At 64.7% G+C, this 22,076-nt stretch carries 20 protein-coding genes; 14 read left to right on the top strand and 6 right to left on the bottom strand.

Annotated features, from left to right (window positions below; all coding sequences use genetic code 11):
• Positions 1-67: 67 nt before the first annotated feature.
• A complete protein-coding gene (locus ABDJ38_RS02140; protein WP_346783427.1) occupies positions 68-2,278 on the top strand; it encodes a M3 family metallopeptidase in 2,211 nt (736 codons plus the stop codon).
• Here the strand turns inward: ABDJ38_RS02140 and ABDJ38_RS02135 are convergent.
• From ABDJ38_RS02135 to ABDJ38_RS02125, 3 genes are read right to left on the bottom strand one after another with little or no spacing between them, the layout of a single operon-like run.
• Positions 2,275-3,030: an ABC transporter ATP-binding protein gene (locus ABDJ38_RS02135; RefSeq protein WP_346783426.1), complete on the bottom strand. Its 756-nt coding sequence runs from the start codon at positions 3,028-3,030 to the stop codon at positions 2,275-2,277. The genes ABDJ38_RS02140 and ABDJ38_RS02135 overlap by 4 nt on opposite strands.
• Positions 3,021-3,977 (bottom strand): FecCD family ABC transporter permease, encoded by a 957-nt coding sequence (locus ABDJ38_RS02130; RefSeq protein ID WP_346783425.1) that lies wholly within the window; start codon positions 3,975-3,977, stop codon positions 3,021-3,023. Before ABDJ38_RS02130 ends, ABDJ38_RS02135 begins: the two co-directional genes overlap by 10 nt.
• Before the next feature lie 5 nt (positions 3,978-3,982).
• Complete coding sequence (locus ABDJ38_RS02125) at positions 3,983-4,705, bottom strand: ABC transporter substrate-binding protein (RefSeq protein WP_346783424.1); 723 nt, start codon at positions 4,703-4,705, stop codon at positions 3,983-3,985.
• A 381-nt stretch (positions 4,706-5,086) separates the two neighbouring features.
• On the opposite strand from ABDJ38_RS02125, the gene ABDJ38_RS02120 reads away from it, so the two are divergent.
• From ABDJ38_RS02120 to ABDJ38_RS02060, 13 genes are all read left to right on the top strand, one after another.
• The gene (locus tag ABDJ38_RS02120) at positions 5,087-6,253 is read left to right on the top strand and encodes a cell wall hydrolase (RefSeq protein WP_346783423.1); all 1,167 of its coding nucleotides are present in this window, start codon (positions 5,087-5,089) and stop codon (positions 6,251-6,253) included.
• A gap of 143 nt (positions 6,254-6,396) precedes the next feature.
• On the top strand, positions 6,397-6,705 hold the full coding sequence (locus ABDJ38_RS02115; RefSeq protein ID WP_346783422.1) for a hypothetical protein: 309 nt from the start codon (positions 6,397-6,399) through the stop codon (positions 6,703-6,705).
• Positions 6,706-6,803: 98 nt separating this feature from the next.
• A complete protein-coding gene (locus tag ABDJ38_RS02110) occupies positions 6,804-8,738 on the top strand; it encodes a putative bifunctional diguanylate cyclase/phosphodiesterase (protein ID WP_346783421.1) in 1,935 nt (644 codons plus the stop codon).
• Positions 8,739-8,931: 193 nt separating this feature from the next.
• Positions 8,932-9,906: a malate dehydrogenase gene (gene mdh, locus ABDJ38_RS02105; RefSeq protein WP_346783420.1), complete on the top strand. Its 975-nt coding sequence runs from the start codon at positions 8,932-8,934 to the stop codon at positions 9,904-9,906.
• Positions 9,907-10,205: 299 nt separating this feature from the next.
• Positions 10,206-11,096, top strand: a complete 891-nt coding sequence (gene sucD / locus ABDJ38_RS02100) for a succinate--CoA ligase subunit alpha (RefSeq protein ID WP_346783419.1) — start codon at positions 10,206-10,208, stop codon at positions 11,094-11,096.
• A 52-nt stretch (positions 11,097-11,148) separates the two neighbouring features.
• Positions 11,149-13,989, top strand: a complete 2,841-nt coding sequence (locus tag ABDJ38_RS02095; RefSeq protein ID WP_346783418.1) for a 2-oxoglutarate dehydrogenase E1 component — start codon at positions 11,149-11,151, stop codon at positions 13,987-13,989.
• Positions 13,990-14,007: 18 nt separating this feature from the next.
• A complete protein-coding gene (gene odhB, locus ABDJ38_RS02090) occupies positions 14,008-15,258 on the top strand; it encodes a 2-oxoglutarate dehydrogenase complex dihydrolipoyllysine-residue succinyltransferase (protein ID WP_346783417.1) in 1,251 nt (416 codons plus the stop codon).
• 113 nt (positions 15,259-15,371) lie between these two features.
• Positions 15,372-16,769: a dihydrolipoyl dehydrogenase gene (gene lpdA / locus ABDJ38_RS02085; RefSeq protein ID WP_346783908.1), complete on the top strand. Its 1,398-nt coding sequence runs from the start codon at positions 15,372-15,374 to the stop codon at positions 16,767-16,769.
• Positions 16,770-16,773: 4 nt separating this feature from the next.
• A complete protein-coding gene (locus ABDJ38_RS02080) occupies positions 16,774-17,595 on the top strand; it encodes a hypothetical protein (RefSeq protein WP_346783416.1) in 822 nt (273 codons plus the stop codon).
• Complete coding sequence (locus ABDJ38_RS02075) at positions 17,592-18,158, top strand: DUF924 family protein (RefSeq protein ID WP_346783415.1); 567 nt, start codon at positions 17,592-17,594, stop codon at positions 18,156-18,158. Before ABDJ38_RS02080 ends, ABDJ38_RS02075 begins: the two co-directional genes overlap by 4 nt.
• Before the next feature lies 1 nt (position 18,159).
• A complete protein-coding gene (locus ABDJ38_RS02070; RefSeq protein WP_346783414.1) occupies positions 18,160-18,582 on the top strand; it encodes a VOC family protein in 423 nt (140 codons plus the stop codon).
• A 42-nt stretch (positions 18,583-18,624) separates the two neighbouring features.
• Positions 18,625-19,305, top strand: a complete 681-nt coding sequence (locus tag ABDJ38_RS02065; protein WP_346783413.1) for a PepSY domain-containing protein — start codon at positions 18,625-18,627, stop codon at positions 19,303-19,305.
• Positions 19,302-19,925 (top strand): trimeric intracellular cation channel family protein, encoded by a 624-nt coding sequence (locus ABDJ38_RS02060; protein ID WP_346783412.1) that lies wholly within the window; start codon positions 19,302-19,304, stop codon positions 19,923-19,925. Before ABDJ38_RS02065 ends, ABDJ38_RS02060 begins: the two co-directional genes overlap by 4 nt.
• Before the next feature lie 16 nt (positions 19,926-19,941).
• Here ABDJ38_RS02060 and ABDJ38_RS02055 read toward each other — a convergent pair whose 3' ends face one another.
• The 3 genes from ABDJ38_RS02055 to rplQ all read right to left on the bottom strand — a co-directional run bounded on the left by ABDJ38_RS02055 (position 19,942) and on the right by rplQ (position 22,020).
• Entirely contained in the window at positions 19,942-20,736 is a 795-nt protein-coding gene (locus ABDJ38_RS02055) for a hypothetical protein (RefSeq protein ID WP_346783411.1), read from the bottom strand.
• A gap of 94 nt (positions 20,737-20,830) precedes the next feature.
• Complete coding sequence (locus ABDJ38_RS02050) at positions 20,831-21,391, bottom strand: hypothetical protein (protein WP_346783409.1); 561 nt, start codon at positions 21,389-21,391, stop codon at positions 20,831-20,833.
• A gap of 209 nt (positions 21,392-21,600) precedes the next feature.
• Complete coding sequence (rplQ, locus tag ABDJ38_RS02045; protein WP_346783408.1) at positions 21,601-22,020, bottom strand: 50S ribosomal protein L17; 420 nt, start codon at positions 22,018-22,020, stop codon at positions 21,601-21,603.
• Positions 22,021-22,076: the final 56 nt, after the last annotated feature.

Raw genomic sequence — 22,076 nt, 5'->3', positions numbered from 1 at the left:
CAGCCCCGCCCTGCTATGACTCCAGTTTCATACGAAATGAATTCACCAGATCCGAGGTTCGCACTCCATGAAAACCCGTTTGCTCGCCAGTTCCATGCTGGCCATTATGACCGCCGCCTGTGCCACCACTCCGGATAGCGCCCCCATGGATGTTGCCTCCTCGCCCCCCGCTCCCGGGGTTCCTGAAGCCACCAGCGCCTTTGCCGAGCTGAGCACGCTGCCCTTCCACGCGCCCGATTTCACCGCGCTGAGCGATGCCGACTATCAGCCGGCCATCGAGGAAGCGATTGCGATCCAGATCGCCGAGATCGAACAGATCGCCAACAACCCCGAGCCGCCTACCTTCTCGAACACCATCGTCGCGATGGAGCGTACCGGGCAGGTCTATTCCCGCGCCACTGCCGCCTTCGACCAGAAGGTCTCGGCCGACATCAACGATACGCTCGCCGCCGCCGACGAGGCGCTGGCCCCGCAGCGCGCCGCGCTGTCCGATGCGATCTATCTCAATCCCAAGCTGTTCGCCCGCGTGAAGGCGATCTACGACAACCGCGCCGCCATGAGCATGATCCGCGAAGACGCCATGCTGCTGGAGACGACCTATGCCGATTTCGTGCATAATGGCGCGCTGCTTTCCGATGCGGCCAAGGCCGAGCTGAAGCAGATCAACGGCCGCCTGTCCGAACTGGGCGCGCAGATCCCTCAGCGGATTACCGAAGGTCAGGCCGATGCCGCGCTGACGGTGGATACGGTGGAGGAGCTTTCGGGCCTGTCCGAAGGCCAGATCGCTGCCGCCGCAGCCGCTGCCGAGGAAGCCGGAATGCCCGGCAGATATGTGCTGGCGATGACCAACACCACCTCGCACCCGCTGCTCTCGCAGCTGAACAACCGCACCACGCGCGAGCGGCTGTATCGCGCCAACTCGACCCGCAACTATGCCGGCGACAACGAAACGGTCGACATGATCCGCGAAGTGGTGGAACTGCGCACGCGGGTCGCGCGCATCTTCGGCACGCCCGACTATGCCACCTGGCAGATGTACGATCGCATGGCCAAGACGCCGGAACGCGCTATCGGCTTCATGGAAGAGATGGTCCCCGCCCTGCGCGCCACGCAGGAGCGCGAGGCTGCCGCAATCAACGCGATGATCGAACGCGAAGGCGGCGATTTCACCGTGCAGCCGTGGGACTGGCCCTACTACGCCGAAAAGATCCGGCAGGAGCGCTATGCCCTCGATAACGAGGCCATCAAGCAGTATTTCGTGGTGGATCGCGTGCTGGAAGACGGCGTGTTCTTCATGGCCAACAAGCTTTATGGGCTGACTTTCGAGAAGCGTACCGACATCCCCGTCTATCACGAGGGCGTGAGCGTCTACACCGTGTTCGATGCCGATGGCAGCGAACTGGCGCTGTTCTACTTCGATCCGTTCCAGCGCGACAGCAAGGGCGGCGGCGCGTGGATGAACAACTTCATCGAACAGAGCCACCTGCTCGGCCTCAAGCCCGTGATCGCCAACACGCTCAACGTGGCCCCGCCCGCTGCCGGCCAGCCTGCGCTGATGACCTGGGACGATGTGACCACCACCTTCCACGAGTTCGGCCACGCGCTGCACGGCATGTTCGCCGACCAGCGCTATCCGTCGCTTTCGGGCACCAACACCGCGCGCGACTGGGTCGAGTTCCCGAGCCAGTTCCACGAGCCTTTCGCCGCCGTGCCCGAGGTGTTGCAGAACTATGCCAAGCACTGGCAGACCGGCGAGACGATCCCGATGGAGATGGTCGAGGCGATCGACCGGGCCAGCAAGTTCAACCAGGGCTATGACTTCGGTGAGCTTATCACCGCGCAGCTGCTCGACATGAAGTGGCACTCGCTCGCACCCGGCGAGGCTCCCGCCGACGTGCTGGCCTTCGAGCAGGATGCGCTCGCAAGCATGGGCCTGCGCACCGATCTGGTGCCGCCGCGCTACTACACGCCCTACTTCCGGCACATCTTCGGCCATGGCTATCAGGCGGGCTATTACAGCTACACCTGGACCAACATGCTGGCCAAGGACGGCTATGCCTGGGTCGAGGCCAATGGCGGGATGACCCGCGCCAATGGCGACCACATCCGCGAAACCTTCCTCGGCCAGGGGCACTCGAACAGCTACGAGCAGATGTATCGCGACTTCACCGGGCACGATCCGGAAGTCGGCCCGCTGCTCGAAGCACTCGGCCTGACCGGCGGCGTCGCCAGCACCGGCTCGAAGTGCGAGGACCAGGAAAAGGGCTGCGTCGGCTAAGGCCGCATCGTGAGCGCGCGCTGGCCCGGTTCGCCGATCCAGTGCGCCTCAACGCCCCACACCTGCGCCAGCACCTTGGCTGTCAGCGCCCTGTCGGGGGGGCCGTCGGTGACCAGTTCGCCATTGTCGAGCACGATGACCCGGTCGGCATGGTTCATCGCCAGCGCCAGGTCGTGGAGCACCAGCACCACCCCGCGCCCTTCGGCGGCAGCGGCGTGGAGCACACGCAACATGCGCAGCTGATGGGCCAGATCGAGCGCGGCGAGCGGCTCGTCGGCAAGCAGCCAGCGTGGTTCGCCCGCCAGTGCCCGCGCCAGCAGCACGCGTGCGCGTTCCCCACCCGACAGGCTGGAGACAGGCCGTCCGGCAAGTGTGGCAAGGTCGCAGGCAAGCAGCGCACGTTCGATCGCCGCCTTCCCGTCGGCGCGTTCGCCATCACCTTGCGGCAGGCGCCCGAGCGCAACAAGCCGTGCCACCGACATGTCCCAGGCGATCTCGCCGGTCTGCGGCAGGAAGCCGATCCGCTTGGCGCGCTCGCGCGGGGGGATAGCGGCGAGCAGCGTACCGTCGAGGGATATTGCGCCCAGTTCAGGGAACTCGATCCCGGCCAGCGCAGCGAGAAGGGTGGACTTGCCTGCCCCGTTCGGCCCGCAGATCGCCACCAGCTGGCCCTCCTGCAGCGCAAGCGACACGCGCGACAAGGCCGGATACTGCCCCCGCATCACGGTGACGACGCGCGCGCTCAGCTCCATGACGCGACTCCGCGCCGCATCTTCAGCAGCAGGTGCAGGAAGAACGGTGCGCCGAGCAGATTGAGAGCGATGCCGAGTTGCAATTCGCTCTCCAATGGCAGCAGACGGCAGGCTACGTCAGCCAGCAGCACCAGCAGCGCACCTGCCAGCGCACTCGGCACAATCAGCGACGAGGGCGCGCGGTCGGTAAACGGGCGCACCAGATGCGGCACGATCAGGCCGACGAAGCCGATCACGCCTGCCACGGCCACGCCGCTGCCCACGGTCAGCGCCACGCCCATGATCATAAGCCAGCGCAACGCCTGCGGATCGCCCCCGAGCGACCGCGCCGCCGCCTCGCCCAGCGTCAGCGCATCGAGCGCTCGGCCTCCGCCACAGAGCAGACCCACGCCCACCAGTGTCAGCGGTGCGGCGATGGCCACGTCCTGCCAGCTGCGGTCGGTCAGCGCGCCCATCAGCCAGGTCACGATTCCCGCCAACGCGAAGGCGTTGGGCGTCAGGCTGATTACCAAGGCAGTCAGCGCGCCAGCGAGGCTCGCGATCATCACCCCGGCCAGCGTAAACAACGCCACGCCCGCACTGCGGCCGGCGAGCAGCGAGAGCAGCGCCATCGAGCCTCCCGCTCCAATCAGCGCGGCGAAAGGTACGCCCAGCACGCCGAGGTTGCCCCCGCTACTCCACAGCGCAAACACTCCGCCCAGAGCTGCGCCGGGAGCGACGCCGAACAGTCCGGGATCGGCCAGCGGATTGCGCAGGTAGCCCTGCATCGCCGCTCCTGCCGCGCCGAGGCCTGCACCGATCACAAGCGCCAGCACGCCGCGCGGCAGACGCAGTTCGGCGAGGATGACATAGGCGTTGGGCACGGTAGCCGGATCGACCCACACCCGCCCGGCGAGAAGCGATGCCGCCAGCGCGACCGCGTTGGCGACGAGCAAGCCTGCCACCATCCGCCTCACTTCAGCCCCTCCCTGATCTCGCGCAACCGCGCGAGCGCGCGCGGGATCACCGGCCCCGCGCAATATAACAAGCGTTTGTCGAGCTCCTCGCGCGCGGTGCCGACCAACGCATCGAGCGCCGGATGGTGCAAGGCCCGCGCCGCCCCCGCCGACAGGATCAGCTGCGGCGGATCGGCCAGCACCTGTTCGAGCGGCAGATAGTCCCCCTGCGCCAACCCACGTGTGGCAGAGTGAAGGCTGAAGCCGGAGTGTTCGAGCAGAGCCGCAGCAAGGCTGTCCGGTCCGGGAACGATCCCGCCTTCCTGCCACAGCAGCGTAACGATCGGCTCTTCCTGCTCGGTGCCGCCTTGCTGCCAGGCCTCGGCCACCGTGTCAGCCAGCGCGTCGCCTTCTTCGGTGCGCCTGGCAAGATCGGCCAGCGCACGGACCTGGGCAAGGCTGTCTTCGACCGTTGAGGCAATGTCGACAGTGAAAACCGCGATCCCGGCCTTTTCCAGCGCACGGCGGGTGGGGGCCGGCAGGAAGCGGTCGGCCACGACAATGTCGGGCGCAAGGGCAAGGATTTCCTCCGTCCGCCCGTAAGTCGCGCGATAGCGAGCTGCCTGCGACGCGGTTATCGAGCTGGTCTCGGGGTTCTTGCTGAGCTGGGAAATGGCGAGCAGTTGGTCTGGAGGAACAAATTCGACGAGGATCGCATCGCTGCAAGGGTTGAGGCTCACAATGAGGGGGCGATCATCGACACGCTGACGGGACGGCGGCGCGCTGCACGAGGCGATCAGCAGCGAAAACCACAGGGGCGATAATGTTCGAAACCTGCGCACGAGAATACCAGCCGCCTTGCGCATTCGCGCCGTTCCCGCGCGCAGCCCTTTCGCCGTCGCGCCTTCCCACAACACCCGCCAGCAGCCTATGCGCCAGGCGTCACCTCGAACAATATGCGACCAACGACCGGAAAAATCCGAAGTTCCCGTCGTTCCAGGATACCGCTAGCAATGGCTCGCGTCGGCCGCAATTGCCAATCCGGCCAAAGAATTGTCCCGAAGAGAGACAGTGGAGGCGGCGTCAATATCCTGTCAAATATTTTCGCCTATTAGAGCACGATGCGCGTCAGTTGCATCTTCCCGGACGAGTCGGTCCCCGACTTCCGTCATAGCATCTCGCGCAAGCGCGCCGCGCGTTCGCTCGCGGCGCGTGGCAATGGCAGTCGGTCGGTTCGCAAACTTGGCGTGCTGGCGACGGCGGTGGCCGTGCCAGCGCTGGCCATGCCGGGCGGCTTGCAGGGCCTGACCATGTCGTCCGCGACCGCCGCCACGGCAGCCACGGTGCCCATGGGCTTCGAGACGCCGGGCGAAAGCTTCCCCGGCTCGGCCTTCTACTACCTTGAGGACGCGCCCGAGGCGGTCGCCGCCAATGCCACGCACGGCGTCGATCTCGCAACCGTGCCCGAGGACGCCATGCAGCTCGGCGCGCAAAACCCGACCAGCGCGTTCATCGCCGGACCTGCGGCGCGCTCGCTGCGCGTGACGGGCTCGCTGACCGACCAGGCCCGCGCACAACAGTGCATGACGCAAGCGATCTATTACGAAGCGGCCAGCGAATCCGATGCCGGACAGCGCGCCGTGGCTCAGGTGGTGCTCAACCGGCTGGCCCATCCCTCCTACCCATCAACCGTATGCGGGGTGGTGTTTCAGGGCTCGGAACGCAGCAGCGGGTGCCAGTTCACTTTCACCTGCGACGGCTCGCTGGCGCGCCAGCCCTCGGCCTTTATGTGGGGCCGCGCCAGCCGCATCGCACGGCAAGCCCTGGCGGGCGCCGTCTATGCCCCGGTTGGACTGTCAACGCACTACCACACGCTCGCGGTGCATCCTTACTGGGCGGACAGCCTCGACCAGGTGGCCGTGATCGGCGCGCACCAGTTCTATCGCTGGCGCGGTGAAGCCGGGACCAGCCGTGCCTTCACCGGGCGCTATCTTGGGGGCGAACCGGCACCCGTCCGCGCGGCGGTTCTTATGGCTCAGGCCAGTGCCGGGGCTGCTCCCGATCCGACCGGTCCGCTGGCGACGACAGGCACTCTGCCTACCCTCGCCGATCAGGATTTCCCTGCGTCCGAAGCAACTGCGCTGAAGGAGCTACCAACAGCGGCGAAGACACCCGTGCCGGGTTCGGCCCCGGCGGCGGCCTTCGGCTCCCGATTGCCTGGTGGCGGTGCGATCCGGGACGAGTATGCGCGCAGCGGCACCTGGCGCACCGAACCACGACAGGATTGACGTAATGTCTCTGCGACATCTCGCGCACACTTGGTAAAGATTGCGTAAACCATGCTTTGCAACCCGGAATTAAGGTAATCTCCATAGCAATTCGGCAGCTGCCGGCCAGCGGCAGCGAAACACGAGCCGAGAGATTGCCAGCCATGTCGATCCGTTTCGCCGCCCCCCAGCTATCGCGCAAGCGGCTCCTTGAATCGCAGATTCAACGCCTGCAACAACAGGCTGCCAACGACAACCGTGCCAGCAGTGCTGAGAGCGATGCGGTGATCCGCCGTGCGCTGGAGCTGTTTGGGCAACACGGCCTCGGCGCTGCAAAGGTGGCGCGTGACGCAGCCGAACGCGCAGCCATGCGGGGCGATGCCGAAGGCTTTGCAGCCTGGCACGAAGTCTGCGCCAATCTCGACCGTCGACTGGCGCGCGGCCTCGACCAATATCTGCCGCAAACAAGCTAACTGACTAACAAGTCGGCAAACTGTCACAATTACTAATAGGCAAATTAAGGATTCTAACGAAAGAACCAGCATATAGCGGACCTCCTCCGGAGGATATCTTGCCAAACAGCCTCGAAACCATACCGCCCGAGGGCGCCAAGCCTGCAATTCAGGAGCGGGCTCGCTATGACAGCTATTTCGTGCCGCCTGTCGGGCTAGTTCTGGCAAGCCTTGCGAATATTGTCGTCAGTTGGTCCTGCGCCTTGCTGAGCGGCTCGCGATTGCTGTTTGTATTCGCGCTGGTCATGTCCTTAATCGTATCGTTCCGACTGATCACGTCGCTTATCTATCAAACGATCACGACATCCTCCGCCCGCAAACGCCTGCAGCCGCTCGTGCTGGTGGCTCAAACGGTGCTGTCCGCGAACATCGGCGTGTTCGCGGCGCTCACGCTTGCCCTCAAGATCTCCGGCGACCTCAAGTTGCTCGCGCTCTGCTATGCATTGACCTATGCCACGGCAATGACGGTCCGCTGCGCCGACCGGCCAACCCTCGCGCGCGCGCACATGGCCTTTGCCGTGGTGCCAGTGTTCGTGGCGGCCTTGTACGTGGGAACGCCAAGCTCGCTCATCCTGGCCCTGGTGCTTCCTGGCCTCGCCATGGGAATGGACTCGTTGACCCAGACCGTTCACCGTAGCCTCTCGAATATCGTGCGGTTTGCCGAAGAACGGCAAGCGGTCAACGAACAGTATCATTTTCTTGCGCTGCACGACGGGCTGACCGGCCTGCTTAACCGCGACGGGTTTCACCTGTCGCTGGAAGACATGCTGCGGGAGCGGGGCAGCGAGCAGCGCATTGCGCTGCTGTGGTTCGACCTGCATCACCTGCGCGATGTGAACGAAAGCCAGGGCTATGCCGCCGGCGACAAACTGCTGTGCGAGATGGCGCGGCGCCTGCGCGCCTGCACCCCGGACGATGCCGTGCTGGCGCGGTTCGGAAGCGACGAGTTCCTGCTCGCCGTGCCGGTGCCCTCGCGCGCCGATTCCGAGCAACTGGTGTTAAGCGTCAGCGATCATCTCAACCGCCCCTTGCGGCTCGACTATGCGATGGTGGAGGCAGGCACCGCCATCGGCGTGGCAATCTTCGGCGAAGATGCCACGACGATCTCGTACCTGATGCAGGCCGCCAATATCGCACTCATGCAGGCGAAGGAACAGCATGCCCGGTTCTGCTACTACATCCCCGAAATGAGCCGCCAGCGCGCGGAGCGCAAGGAGATGGAGCGCGACCTGCGATGCGCCCTCGCCCACGAGGAACTGCAAGTGCATTTCCAGCCCCTGATCGACCTCGATAGCGGGCGGATCTGCAGCTTCGAGGCACTGGTGCGCTGGACCCATCCCATAAAGGGAGAGATTTCGCCCGAGGTCTTCATCCCGCTTGCCGAGGAAACCGGACAGATCATCACCCTTGGCAACTGGGTGACGGCTCAGGCCGCGCGCGCCGCTGCCACCTGGCCCGATCACATCAGGCTCGCGGTTAACCTGTCGCCAACCCAGATGCGGGCGCCAGGTGCGGCGCTGGGCATCCTTCACGCGCTGCGTCAGGCCGGCTTGGCGCCAAACCGGCTGGTCATCGAGGTGACCGAGAGCGTCTTCCTGGAGGACTGCGTCCACGCACGCCACTTCATGGACGACCTGACTCGCGCGAAGGTCCACTTCGCGCTCGATGATTTCGGCACCGGCTACTCGTCGCTGAGCTACCTGCACCGCTATCACTTCGACAAGATCAAGATCGACCGCAGCTTCGTGTGCGGCCCGCAGGTCGGCCCGCACAGCGACGCGATCATTCGCGCCGTCGCCTGCATGGGCCGCAAGCTCGGGATGGAAATCGTGGCCGAGGGCATCGAGACGGCGGAACAGGCCACCAGCCTGCACCGCGCGGGCTGCACACTTGGCCAGGGGTTCTTCTTCAGCCGTGCCGTCTCCGCGCAGGGCGCGCAAGATTTGCTCGATCAGGAGATGAGCGAGCTTAGCCGCTTTCGCATCGCAAACTAGGCTGAGACAGCCAGTTTTTGAAATTGCGAAGTATTTGCAAAGATAAGACAATCCAGCGCCGCTTTCGCTGTTGCAATAGCACTTGGGCAGGCCTAACGCACCTCCCACGAAAGGCATTGTCCCGGCCGGGCGCAGGGCAGTGTCGTAACATTTCGGAGTGCGCCCCTCGAAAGGCAAAGGACGAAGACACCCGATGGCCCAGAACGCAGGACGCAAGAAAATCGCCCTCATCGGCGCCGGCATGATCGGCGGCACCCTCGCTCACCTCGCAGCGAAAAAGGAAATGGGCGACATCGTCCTGTTCGACATTGCCGAAGGCATGCCACAGGGCAAGGCGCTCGATCTCAGCCAGTGCGGCCCGGTCGAAGGCTTCGACGCCTCGATCACCGGCACCAACGACTATGCCGATATTGCTGGCGCCGACGTGATCATCGTCACCGCCGGTGTGCCGCGCAAGCCCGGCATGAGCCGTGACGATCTGCTCGGCATCAACCTCAGCGTGATGAAGGCCGTGGGCGAAGGCATCAAGACCCACGCGCCCGACGCTTTCGTGATCTGCATCACCAACCCGCTCGACGCGATGGTCTGGGCGCTGCGCGAATTCTCCGGCCTCCCCGCCAACAAGGTGGTCGGCATGGCTGGCGTGCTGGACAGCGCGCGCTTTGCGACCTTCCTCGCCTGGGAATTCGATTGCTCGGTGCGCGACGTGAACGCCTTCGTACTCGGCGGCCATGGCGATACCATGGTGCCGGTGCTCAGCTACTCCACCATCAGCGGCATCCCGGTGCCCGATCTCGCCAAGATTAAGGGCGTCGACGCAGGCCGTCTCGACGAGATCGTCGATCGCACCCGCAAGGGCGGCGGCGAGATCGTCGGCCTGCTCAAGACCGGCAGCGCCTATTACGCCCCCGCCACCAGCGCCATCGCCATGGCCGAAGCCTATCTGGGTGACCAGAAGCGCATCCTGCCCTGCGCCGCTTATGTCGAAGGCAAGTACGGCGTGGACGGGCTTTACGTTGGCGTGCCCGCGGTGATCGGTGCCGGCGGGATCGAGGACGTGGTCGAAATCGAACTGTCGGACGAAGAAGCCGCCAACCTCAAGGTGAGCACCGATGCGGTCGAGGAATTGCTTGAGGCCTGCAAGGGCCTGGATAGCTCGCTGGCGTGATCGTCCTAAATGCCTTCGTCGCTGTTGGGGCAGTTGTTGGTTTGCTGACTTTCGGGAGCCTCTTCATCAAGGCCGCCAGGCGGTCGTGGCTATCAACAGGCTCCGCGCTTCTCTTGACGGCTTGGGGCGCAATCGGCGGCACAATTCTTGTAAATTTGGTCCGGCTTCCGAAAGACGAAATGGTCGGTGCGCTTTTCTGGGGTGTGACTTTTTCCAGCCTCGGAGTGATCCTTTTGGTGATCGCTTTGTTAGCGCGACACGTGCCCGCAAGTTTTACATCTCACCAAGAGGAAAATTAAATGTCCATCCTCGTAGACAAATCCACCAAGGTCATCACCCAGGGGATGACCGGCAACACCGGCACCTTCCACACCCAGCAGGCGCTCGATTACGGGACGCAGATGGTGGCGGGTGTGACCCCCGGCAAAGGCGGTACCACCCACCTCGGCCTGCCCAACTTCGACACCGTGAAGGAAGCCAAGGCCGAAACCGGTGCGACCGCTTCGGTGATCTACGTCCCGCCGCCATTCGCCGCCGACTCGATCCTTGAAGCCATCGAGGCTGAAATCGAGCTGATCGTCGCCATCACCGAGGGTGTTCCCGTGCTCGACATGGTGCGCGTGAAGCGCGCGCTGCAGGGCTCCAAGTCGCGCCTGATCGGGCCGAACTGCCCCGGCGTGCTCACCCCCGGCGAGTGCAAGATCGGCATCATGCCCGGCTCGATCTTCTCGAAGGGCTCCGTCGGCGTCGTCAGCCGTTCGGGCACGCTGACCTACGAAGCCGTGCACCAGACCACCGCGGTCGGCCTCGGCCAGACCACGGCTGTCGGCATCGGCGGCGACCCGGTCAACGGCACCAACTTCATCGACGTGCTCGACCTGTTCCTGTCGGACGACGAGACCAAGTCGATTATCATGATCGGCGAAATCGGCGGCAGCGCCGAGGAAGAAGCCGCCGAATTCATCAAGCAGGAAGCCGCCAAGGGCCGTTCCAAGCCGATGGTCGGCTTCATCGCCGGGCGCACCGCCCCTCCGGGCCGCCGCATGGGCCACGCGGGCGCGATCGTCTCTGGCGGCCAGGGCGGCGCGGAAGACAAGATCGCCGCGATGGAAGCGGCCGGCATTCGTGTCAGCCCCTCGCCCAGCGAACTCGGTATTACTTTGGATGCCCTGCTCAAGGAACTTGCCTGAGTTCTGCCCGTAAGGGTTATGGTTGACGAAGTATTGTGTGAAGGTCCCTGCCATGGGTGATGAGCCGTTGAATTTGCTTCCCGAAATGCCCGATCAGGGCGTGGCCCAGGCAGGGCCGAGCTGGGCCAACCCGCACTGGCCGCTCGCCGACGACGGCAGCGACCTCACCGCCGGTCTCGACCCGACAGCGATGAAGCTGTCGCTCGAGAAGGCGGCCAAGGACGCGGGCAAGCCGGTCGATGCCAAGAGCATCGAGGCTGCGGCCAACGATTCGATCCAGGCGATGATGCTGATCCGGCACTATCGCGTGCGTGGGCACATGGCCGCCACGCTCGATCCGCTCGGCCTCACCCACCGCGACAAGGAAGAAGAGCTGTCGCTCGCCGCTCATGGCTTTGCCGGGCGCGAGGATCAGGAAGTCTATGTCGGCGGTGCATTCGGGTTCGAATGGGTCAAGGTCGGCGAGCTGTATAAGGCGCTGCGCAAGACCTATTGCGGCAATGTCGGCCTCGAATACATGCACATTGCCGACACCGAGGAGAGGCGCTTCCTGCAGAAGCGCTTCGAAAGCCCCGAGGAAACGATCCAGTTCACGCCCGAGGGCAAGAAGGCGATCCTCCAGGCGGTGATCCGCGGCGAGGAGTACGAGAAGTATCTCGGCAAGAAATACGTCGGCACCAAGCGCTTCGGGCTCGATGGCGGCGAAGCGATGATCCCGGCGCTCGAAGCCGTCATCAAGTATGGTGGCTCCACCGGAGTGCGCGAGATCATCTACGGCATGGCCCACCGCGGCCGCCTGAACGTGCTAGCGAACGTGATGGCCAAGCCTTACAAGGTCATCTTCCACGAGTTCTCGGGCGGCAGTGCCAACCCCGACGATGTCGGCGGCTCGGGCGACGTGAAGTATCACCTCGGCACCAGCACCGACCGCGAGTTCGACGGTATCAAGGTCCACATGAGCCTCGTGCCCAATCCTTCGCACCTCGAAACGGTCGACCCGGTCGTGCTCGGCAAGACGCGTGCGCAGCAGGCGATTCACGACGATATCGGCGTGCACCAGAAGGTGCTGCCGGTGCTGATCCACGGCGACGCCGCCTTCGCCGGGCAAGGCGTGGTGTGGGAGTGCTTCGGCCTGTCGGGCGTGCGCGGCTATGACACCGGCGGTTGCATCCACTTCGTGATCAACAACCAGATCGGCTTCACCACCAGCCCCAAGTTCGCCCGCAACTCGCCCTATCCGAGCGATGTGGCCAAGGGCGTTCAGGCCCCGATCCTGCACGTGAACGGCGACGATCCCGAGGCCGTGACCTTCGCCTGCAAGCTGGCGGTCGAATACCGCCAGACCTTCAAGCGCGATATCGTGATCGACATGTGGTGCTATCGCCGCTTCGGCCACAACGAGGGTGACGAACCGATGTTCACCCAGCCGCTGATGTATGCGGCGATTAAGCAGCACCCGCGCGTGTCGGAAGTCTATTCCGAGCGGCTGAAGAGCGAAGGCGTGATCGAGGCGGGCACCGCGCCCGCCATGCGCGAAGAGTTTACCAAGCAGCTCGATGAAGAGTTCGAGGCCGGGCAGAGTTACAAGCCCAACGAGGCCGACTGGTTCGCCGGTCGTTGGAGCGGGCTGCACAAGCCCGCCGACCCCGAACATGCGCGTCGCAACATCGACACCGCGATCGACAAGAAGCTGTTCGACCATCTTGGCCGCACGCTCACCACCGTCCCCGACGATGTGACCATCCACAAGACGCTTCAGCGCGTGCTCGATGCCAAACGCGAGATGTTCGAGACCGGCAGCGGGTTCGACTGGGCAACCGCCGAGGCGCTCGCCTTCGGCAGCTTGGTGACTGAGGGCTTCGGCGTGCGCCTGTCTGGGCAGGATTCGGGGCGCGGCACCTTCAGCCAGCGCCACGCAATCTGGATCGACCAGAAGACCGAGGCGAAGTACGTTCCCTTGTCAAACCTGCCGCACGGCAAGTTCGAGGTCTACGATTCCACGCTCAGCGAATATGGCGTGCTCGGGTTCGAATATGGCTTTGCCATGGCCGACCCCAAGACGCTGGTGCTGTGGGAAGCGCAGTTCGGTGACTTCGCCAACGGCGCGCAGATCATTATCGACCAGTATATTGCCGCTGCCGAAGCCAAGTGGCTGCGCGCCAACGGCCTCGTGCTGCTGCTGCCGCACGGGTTCGAGGGCCAGGGTCCGGAGCATAGCTCGGCGCGGCTCGAACGCTTCCTGCAGCTTTGCGCGAACGACAATATCCAGGTCTGCAACATCACCAGCCCGGCGAACTACTTTCACGTACTGCGCCGTCAGATGCTGCGTCCGTTCCGCAAGCCGCTCGTCATCATGACACCCAAGTCGCTGCTGCGCCATCCGATGGCCAAGAGCGACGAGGACAAGTTCACCGGCGAGGGGCACTTCATGCGGATCCTCTCCGACAAGAAACAGGTCGAGGACAAGAAGGTGCGCCGCCTCGTGCTGTGCTCGGGCAAGGTCGCCTACGATCTGATGGCCAAGCGCGACGAAGAGGGCGTCGAAGATGTCTCGATTGTCCGCATCGAGCAGCTTTACCCCTTCCCCGGCGAACCTCTGGCCGTGCGCATGCAGCGCATGACCAACCTCGAAGAGGTGGTCTGGTGTCAGGAAGAGCCGAAGAACAACGGTTCGTGGTTCTTCGTCGAGAGCAAGATCGAAGAGGCGCTGACCGCCGCCGGGCACAAGGGGATGCGCCCCAGCTATGCCGGGCGCGAAGTGGCCGCTTCGCCCGCCACCGGCTATGCCAAGCGCCATCAGGCGCAGCAGGAAGCGCTGGTGTCGGTCGCCCTGGGACTATCCACACGCGGCAAGACCGCGACAGAGTGCGCCGAAAAGCGCGGCACCAACTAGGCTGAGAGACCAAAGACCATGACCATCGAAGTCAAAGTGCCCGTGCTGGGCGAAAGCGTCACCGAAGCAACCGTGGGCGAATGGCTCAAGCAGCCCGGCGATGCCGTGGCGCAGGACGAGCCGATCGCCAGCCTCGAGACCGACAAGGTCGCGATCGAGGTGCCCTCACCCGTCGCGGGCGTGATGGGCGAGCACATCGTCGCCGTGGGCGATTCGGTGGAAGTGGGCGCGGTGATCGCGACCGTTTCCGAAGGCGGCAGCGGTGCGGCACCTTCGCCCTCACCCTCGCCTTCGCCTGCTCCCGCCGAAAAGAAGGCCGACGAAGCCCCGGCCGAAAAGGCCAGCGAAAGCGAGATGGAGTCGCTGCCCGACGGATCGCCGACCATGTCGCCCGCCGTGCGCCGCGCGGTGCTCGAAGCGGGGGTCGATCCGACCACGATCAAGGGCACCGGCAAGGACGGCCGCCTGACCAAGGAAGACGTGCTCGCCGCGGCCAAGGCCAAGTCGGGTGGCGCTGCGCCTGCCGACACCGCGAACGCTCCTTCGCCCGCTCCCGCTCAGGGCGGCGAGCGCAAGGAAGAGCGCGTGAAGATGACGCGCCTGCGCCAGACCATCGCCAAGCGCCTGAAGAGCGCGCAGGACACCGCCGCGCTGCTCACCACCTTCAACGACGTCGACATGACGGCGGTGATCGAGGCGCGCGAGAAGTACAAGGACGTGTTCGCCAAGAAGCACGGCGTGAAGCTCGGCTTCATGAGCTTCTTCTCGAAGGCCTCGGTTCTGGCGCTGAAGACCTTCCCCAGCGTAAACGCGCAGATCGATGGCGATGAGATCGTCTATTTCGACTATGTCGATATTTCAGTGGCGGTGTCGGCCCCCAACGGCCTCGTGGTGCCGGTGGTGCGCAATGTCGACCAGCTGAGCTTTGCGGGCATCGAGAAGGCGATTGCCGAATATGGCGGCAAGGCAAAAGATGGCACGCTGACCATGGACGAGATGAAGGGCGGCACCTTCACCATCTCCAATGGCGGCGTGTTCGGCGGCCTGATGAGCACCCCGATCATCAATCCGCCGCAGTCCGCCGTGCTCGGCCTGCACCGGATCGAGGACCGCCCGGTCGTGCGCAATGGCGAGATCGTGATCCGCCCGATGATGTACATCGCACTGTCCTACGATCACCGCATCATCGACGGCCGCGAGGCAGTCACCGCGCTGAAGACGATCAAGGAAGCGATCGAGGATCCGACCCGGCTGCTGATCGACTTGTAAGACTACCTCGCTCCCGTTGGGGCTGAGCTTGTCGAAGCTCTGGCCTTGCAACGGGAGCGGCAAGACCGAAGTAAGAGCAATCCTTCAAAAAGCTCTGGATGAGCGGAGTAAACATGGCAGACTATGACTTCGACGTAATCGTGATCGGTGCCGGCCCCGGCGGCTATGTGGCGGCGATCCGCGCCGCGCAGCTGGGCCTCAAGGTCGCCTGCGTCGAAAGCCGCGCCACCTTGGGCGGTACCTGCCTCAACGTCGGCTGCATTCCTTCCAAGGCGATGCTCCACGCGTCCGAATACTTCGATGCCGCCGCCAACGGCGCGATGGCGAAGATGGGTGTCGATGTGACACCCAAGCTCAATCTCGATGCCATGCACGGCCAGCGCCGCGATGCGGTGAAGCAGCTGACCGGCGGGATCGAGATGCTGTTCAAGAAGAACAAGGTCACCTGGCTCAAGGGCCACGCCAAGTTCACCGGCGAGAATACCGTGGAAGTGGAAGGCGAAAGCCACACCGCCAAGGAAATCGTGATCGCGACCGGCTCCTCGGTCACCCCCCTGCCCGGCGTCGAGATCGACAACGACAAGGGCGTGGTGATCGATAGCACCGGCGCGCTCGACCTGCCTGCTGTCCCCAAGAAGATGGTCGTCATCGGCGGCGGCGTGATCGGGCTGGAGCTTGGCTCGGTCTGGCGTCGTCTTGGCGCCGAGGTCACCGTGGTCGAATTCCTCGACCAGCTGCTGCCCGGCATGGACGCCGATGTGCGTAAGGAAGCGGCCAAGATCTTCAAGAAGCAGGGCATGACGCTCAAGCTTTCGACCAAGGTCACCGGCGTCGAGGTCAAGGGCAAGAGCGCCAAGGTCACCGTCGAACCCGCCGCTGGCGGCGAGGCTGAAGTGATCGAGGCGGATTGCGTGCTGGTCTCGATCGGGCGGCGTCCGAATACCGAGGGCCTGAATCTAGAAGCGATCGGCCTTGAGACCAACGAGCGCGGCCAGATCGAGGTCGACGGCCAGTTCCGCACCAAGGTGAAGGGCGTTCGCGCCGTGGGCGACGTGGTCCCCGGCCCGATGCTCGCGCACAAGGCCGAGGACGAAGGCATAGCCGTGGCCGAGTGGATCGCCGGGCAGATCGGCATCGTCAATCACGACCTCATCCCCGGCGTCGTCTACACCATGCCCGAGTTTGCGGGCGTGGGCCTCACCGAGGAAGCAGCCAAGGAACGCGGCGCGATCAAGGTCGGCAAGTTCCCGATGCTCGCCAACAGCCGCGCCAAGACCAACCACGAGCCCGACGGCTTCGTGAAGGTGATCGCCGATGCCGAAACCGACGAGGTGCTGGGCGTCTGGTGCATCGCATCGGTGGCGGGCACGATGATCGCGCAGGCGACGCAGGCGATGGAATTCGGCGCGCTCTCCGAAGACATCGCCTACACCTGCCATGCTCACCCGACGCACTCCGAGGCGATCAAGGAAGCGGCCATGGCGGTGCGGGGCAAGCCCATCCACATGTGAGCCGGTGACAGGGCTCCGCGAACGACTTGCGGCCCGGCTACCCGCCCTGCTTGCGCTGGCGCTCCCGGTGCTGGCCGGGATCGCCTATATGGCCAGCTTCGGCGCACCCGAGGCCTACCTCGCGATTACGGGTGCTTCGCTGGTTGTCGCACTGGCGCTGATCCTCTCGGCCCCGCCCGGCCCAGCCAGCCTGCTGACGCGGCGAATAGCGGCGGCCCTCTGCATCCTGCTGATGCTTCTGCCGCTGGCAACCGGCCCCACCATGAACGGCATCGCCCGCTGGATTCCGCTCGGCCCGGTAGCGCTCAACAGCGGTCTTCTGGCGCTCCCCTTGCTGGCGCGACTGGCTGCGCAGGATCGCGAATACGGCCCGTGGATGCTAGCCGCCGCTTTGTTGGCTGCGCTTCTGCAACCCGATGCCGCCGCCACCTTCGCGCTCACCATCGCGGCGGTCGGGCTCCACCACGTGACGAAGAACTGGCGCGTGGGCTTCATCGCCATCCTCGGCTTTTTCGCCAGCATGTATGCCGGGATACACGGCGAATTGCCCGCCGTGCCTTTTGTCGAGCGGGTGCTCGTTCAGGCGGCAGGTGACAGCGGCCCACTTGCGCTGCTGCTGTTCATCACGCTGCTGGCATCCTTTGCGCTGATGCTTTTGACCGGTCCCGGAACGCGGGCGGAGCGGTTTGCGCTGGCAGGCTCGCTGTTCGGATTTGCGGTAATGGCCGTGATCAACAACTATCCCTCCCCGCTAATCGGCTATGGCGCGGCACCGATAATAGGCTATGCCGTGGCGCTCGCATGGCCGTCAGGAGCTAGCCGATGACTGTCTCATCATCCGACCCCACCCACGCCGCCACCGAGGTGCTCGGCTTCTGGTTTGGCGAGGTTCCGCCTGACAAGCGCTTCGCGCAAGATGACGCTATCGACGTGAAGATCGCGCAGCGTTTCGGCCCGCTTCATGCCGAACTGACCGAGGGCGTTCCGCCCGCCTGGCGTGATGATCCACGCACCATGCTGGCCGCTATCGTCGTGCTCGACCAGTTCAGCCGCAACATGTTTCGCGGCGATCCCCGCGCCTATGCGCAAGACGAAGCCGCACTGGCGCTGGCACGCGAGGCACTCGAAAAAGGCTTCGATAAAGGGATGTCGGGCGAGGAGAAGCAGTTCCTCTATATGCCGTTCATGCATTCGGAGCGCCTCGCCGATGTCGAGCGCTCGATCACGCTGATGCACGCGGCAGGCCTTGCCGAGGGCGAGGAGTTTGCCCGTCGCCATGCCGAGGTGATCGCCCGGTTCGGCCGTTATCCCGCGCGCAATGAAGCGCTGGACCGTCCAACGACAGCGGAAGAATACGCGTTCCTCGACCAGCATCCGATGGGGTTCTGACTTGGCGTACCTATCCCCCTTCCACCTCGCCTTTCCCGTTCACGACCTTGCTGCGGCGCGCGCGTTCTGGGGCGGTGTGATAGGCTGCCCCGAAGGCCGCAGCAGCGAGCACTGGGTAGACTTCGACTTCTTCGGCCACCAGATCGTCGCCCACCTCACGGGCGAGCGCTCCGATGCGCATGAGAACCCGGTCGACGGGCATGGTGTGCCGGTGCCGCACTTCGGCCTGGTTCTGGGCATGGAAGAATGGCAGGAACTGGCCGACCGGCTCACCGCAGCGGGCACCGAATTCAAGATCGCGCCCTATATTCGCTTCAAGGGCGAACCGGGCGAACAGGCGACGATGTTCTTCACCGATCTTTCGGGAAATGCCATCGAGATGAAGGCCTTTGCGGACCGTTCAAAACTGTTCGCCACCTCCTAGCACTTTCGTGTAGTGCGCGCGGCCATGGCTCGACGCAACCTCATGCTGAAATTCGCTCGCTGGCACATCTGGCTTGGCTGGCTGGTGGGCGTGCCGATTTTGATGTGGTGCATCAGCGGCTTCGTGATGACACTTTACCCGATCGAGGATGTGCGCGGCGAGCATATGCGCGCCGAGGCTCCGCTGATCGACCCGCGCGGGCTGGTGTTCCCCGCCGACAGCCTCAACAAGGCCAGCGCCATTTCGCTTGCCCAGCAGGTCGACGGCCCGGCCTGGCTCGTCACCGAGGCCGATGGCGGGCGCTATCGCTATTCGGCGCGCACCGGCGAAGTGCTGCCGCCACTGATCGAAAGCGAAGCGCGGCGCGTGGCCGAGGCGGCCTATGCGGGCAACGGCGCACTTGAAAGCGTCACCTATTTCCCCGCCGATGTCTCCCCCATGGACCTGCGCGCGCCGTTCGATGCCTGGCAGGCCCATTTCTCCGATGGCACCAATATCTACATGCGCTCCAGCACCGGCGAGATCGTGGCCGTGCGGACAGGCTGGTGGCGCTTTTACGACTTCATGTGGGGTCTGCACATCATGGACCTCGAAACACGCGACGACACATCGCATCCCGTGCTGACGATCTTTGCCGCACTGGCCGTGATCGGCGCGCTGCTCGGCTGCGTGCTGATGTTCCGCCGGCGCAAGGCCAAGCCGCGGTTTGGGGGGCGGGCATGATCGACCCGCTGCTGCCGCTGCTCTCGCTCGGCGGCATTGCCGTGTTTGCGCTGTCGGGAGCCTTGCTGGCCGCGCAGCTTAACCAGACCTTCGTCACCGCCTGCTTCTTCGCCCTGCTTACCGGGGTCGGCGGCGGGACGATCCGCGACGTGATGCTCGATGCGCCGGTCTTCTGGCTGGTCGATCCGCTGGTCGCGCCGATCATCCTGGTCAGCGCGGGTGCGGTGTGGATCACCCCGGCCAAGTTGTGGGAGGGCCGCTTGCTAGAATGGGCCGACGCGGCGGGGCTGGCCGCCTTCTCGACGCTGGGCGCAGGCAAGGCGCTGGCCTACGGGGTCGAACCGGTGCCTGCGATGATCCTAGGGGTTATCACGGGCTGCGCGGGCGGGATGCTGCGCGACGTGGTCGCGGGGGTGCCCTCGATCCTGATGCGGCCCGATCTTTATGTCACCCCCTCAGCGCTGGCCGCTGTCACGGCAGCCGCCATGATGTTGTGCGGTGTAGACGAGACGCTGGCCTTGCTGGTCGGGTCGGTGGTCGGCTTCGCCCTGCGGGGTGCGGCGCTTATCTGGAGCCTGAAGCTGCCCGCCTATACGCGCGCCAGCAATCCCGAGACGTGATCAGCGGCGCGCGCGCTTAGTAGCGTTCTTCCTCCGGCAGCGGGCCACCCGGATAGGCGGGGATAGGCCCCCTGTTGAGGTCGCCGTCAATTTCACCGCTGTCGTCATAGCTGCCCCGACTGCTCGCCGCATAACCGCGATCGGCTTCGGCATAGCGCGTGGCGGCACGTGCCCGGGTATAGGCCTCGTTGCTCAATTGTCCGCTGGCGGCAGCGGATTGGTAGCCGCCCTCATTGCCGTAGCCCGCATAGCTGGTGCCGAAGTCGAGCGAGCGCAACCGCCCGTCATTGTCGATCCAGCAGCGCCAATCCTGGCCATCGGACATCCGGCCCGACACCCGCCAGCCATCGGGCCCGCGAGTGGCGTCGTCGACGCTATCGACTCGTGCCGAGCCGCGCTCAGCCTGATCGACGCACATGTCGACCGCGCGGTCGATCCCGCTGTCGGAATTGCGGTCGTTGCGGCGATAGTCGGTCTGGCGCGGATAGCGATCGTCGTAAGTTTCGCGCGAGCGTTTGGGGCCGGAGGTGGCGATGGCGGCAATCGCGCCGATCACCAACACTCCGGCGATGATGTCCCCAGCGTCTATGCCGCGATCGCGATTGCGGCGGGGGCGATCATAGCGACCGTAACGGTCATAGCGGTCATAGCCCCAGCCCCGCACCTCCATCTGCGTGGCGTCCGCGACCTGCGGGGCGTCCGCGACCTGCGGGGCGAGCGTGCGCGAGGCAGGCAAATCCAGCGCAGCCACAGGCGTTGCGGCCATGGCCAGCGCGGCCAGCGAAGTGACGGCGGCAGACAGACGGATCATGCGGGCAACTCCTTCAGGAGGCTGTCTCGGTGAGACTAGGCGGCTCAGACTGTCGTCAGCCTGAACCGCCCTGCCCCGCCCCTTCGGCAACCGATTACAGGCCGCGGATGCCGCGGAAGTCCACATCGACCACCCGGCCATTGCGCACCCGGCAGGTGAAGCGGCCATCGTCCCAGCGGTCATTGCGGCCTCGATAGCGCGCGCGGTCCCAGCCACGGCCGCGATAGTCTTCACGCACCGCGATCCGGCCCTTGATTTCGAACCCGCCACGACGGCGGTCGATGTCGCGAATGTCGGTCACTTCGGCACGGTTGCCGCTCCAGCGGCGGGCCCGACGCTCGGCAGCGCGGACGCATTGGTCGATCGCGCGGTCGGCGTTGCGCTGGTAGTCGTTCCAGCCACGGCGCTGATCGTAGCGGTCGTCGTAGCGATAGTCGCGATCACGATTGTTGCGCGACGAGGCGAGCACGGCGGCTAATCCGCCCAGCACCGCGACACCGGCGATGATCTCGCCGGTCGAAAGGCCACCGCGGTCGCGGTCGTGATGGCGATACCGCTCCTGCGCGGCGGCGGGGCTGGCGGCAGCCATCGCCATCGCGCCTGCCGCGACGGTCGCTATAGTGCCTTTGGCGAGAGCTTTGGAAATGGCAGTCATCTGGCTTCTCCTCACATCGGGGAGACCTCGGTGGCCTCCCAATGACATGGGTTTACACGAGCCGCCGTGAGACGGGACTGAACTCGGGCGTTAGCTGATATTCAGCTTTACCTGCCTAAACATGAACAGCAGTACAGATAATCAAAAGAAAGGGGCCGGTGCATCGCTGCCCGGCCCCTTCATGTGTCTGTCGCTGAGACGACGAGCGCTTACGCGTCCTCGTATTCGTCCTCGGTCATCACCGGGCCCGAATCCTGGCCCTTGGCTTCGACGTCGCGATCGACCAGCTCGATATAAGCAATCGGAGCCGCGTCGCTGGCGCGGTAGCCGGCCTTGATGATGCGGGTGTAGCCGCCTTCACGATCGGCATAACGCTCGGCCAGAACGTCGAACAGCTTCTTTTCCTGCGCGTCGTCCATCATGCGGGCGTGTGCCAGACGACGGTTCGACAGGCCACCCTTCTTGGCGAGGGTGATCAGCTTTTCGACGTAGGGGCGCAGTTCCTTGGCCTTGGCCTGGGTGGTGAGGATCTGCTCGTGCTTGACCAGAGCCGCCGCCATGTTGCGGAACATCGCGGTGCGGTGTTGCGACTTGCGGCTAAGCTTACGGCCGGAAATACCGTGACGCATAATTGTCTTCCTTCAGTTCGTAAGGGGGCCGTATGAGGTACCCCGGTCCCGGTGGC

Source organism: Aurantiacibacter flavus (genome assembly GCF_039710615.1).
GTDB classification, from domain to species: Bacteria; Pseudomonadota; Alphaproteobacteria; order Sphingomonadales; family Sphingomonadaceae; genus Alteraurantiacibacter; species Alteraurantiacibacter flavus.
The sequence above is the reverse complement of the archived record's forward strand: the minus strand, read 5'-3'. Positions and strand labels throughout refer to the sequence as shown.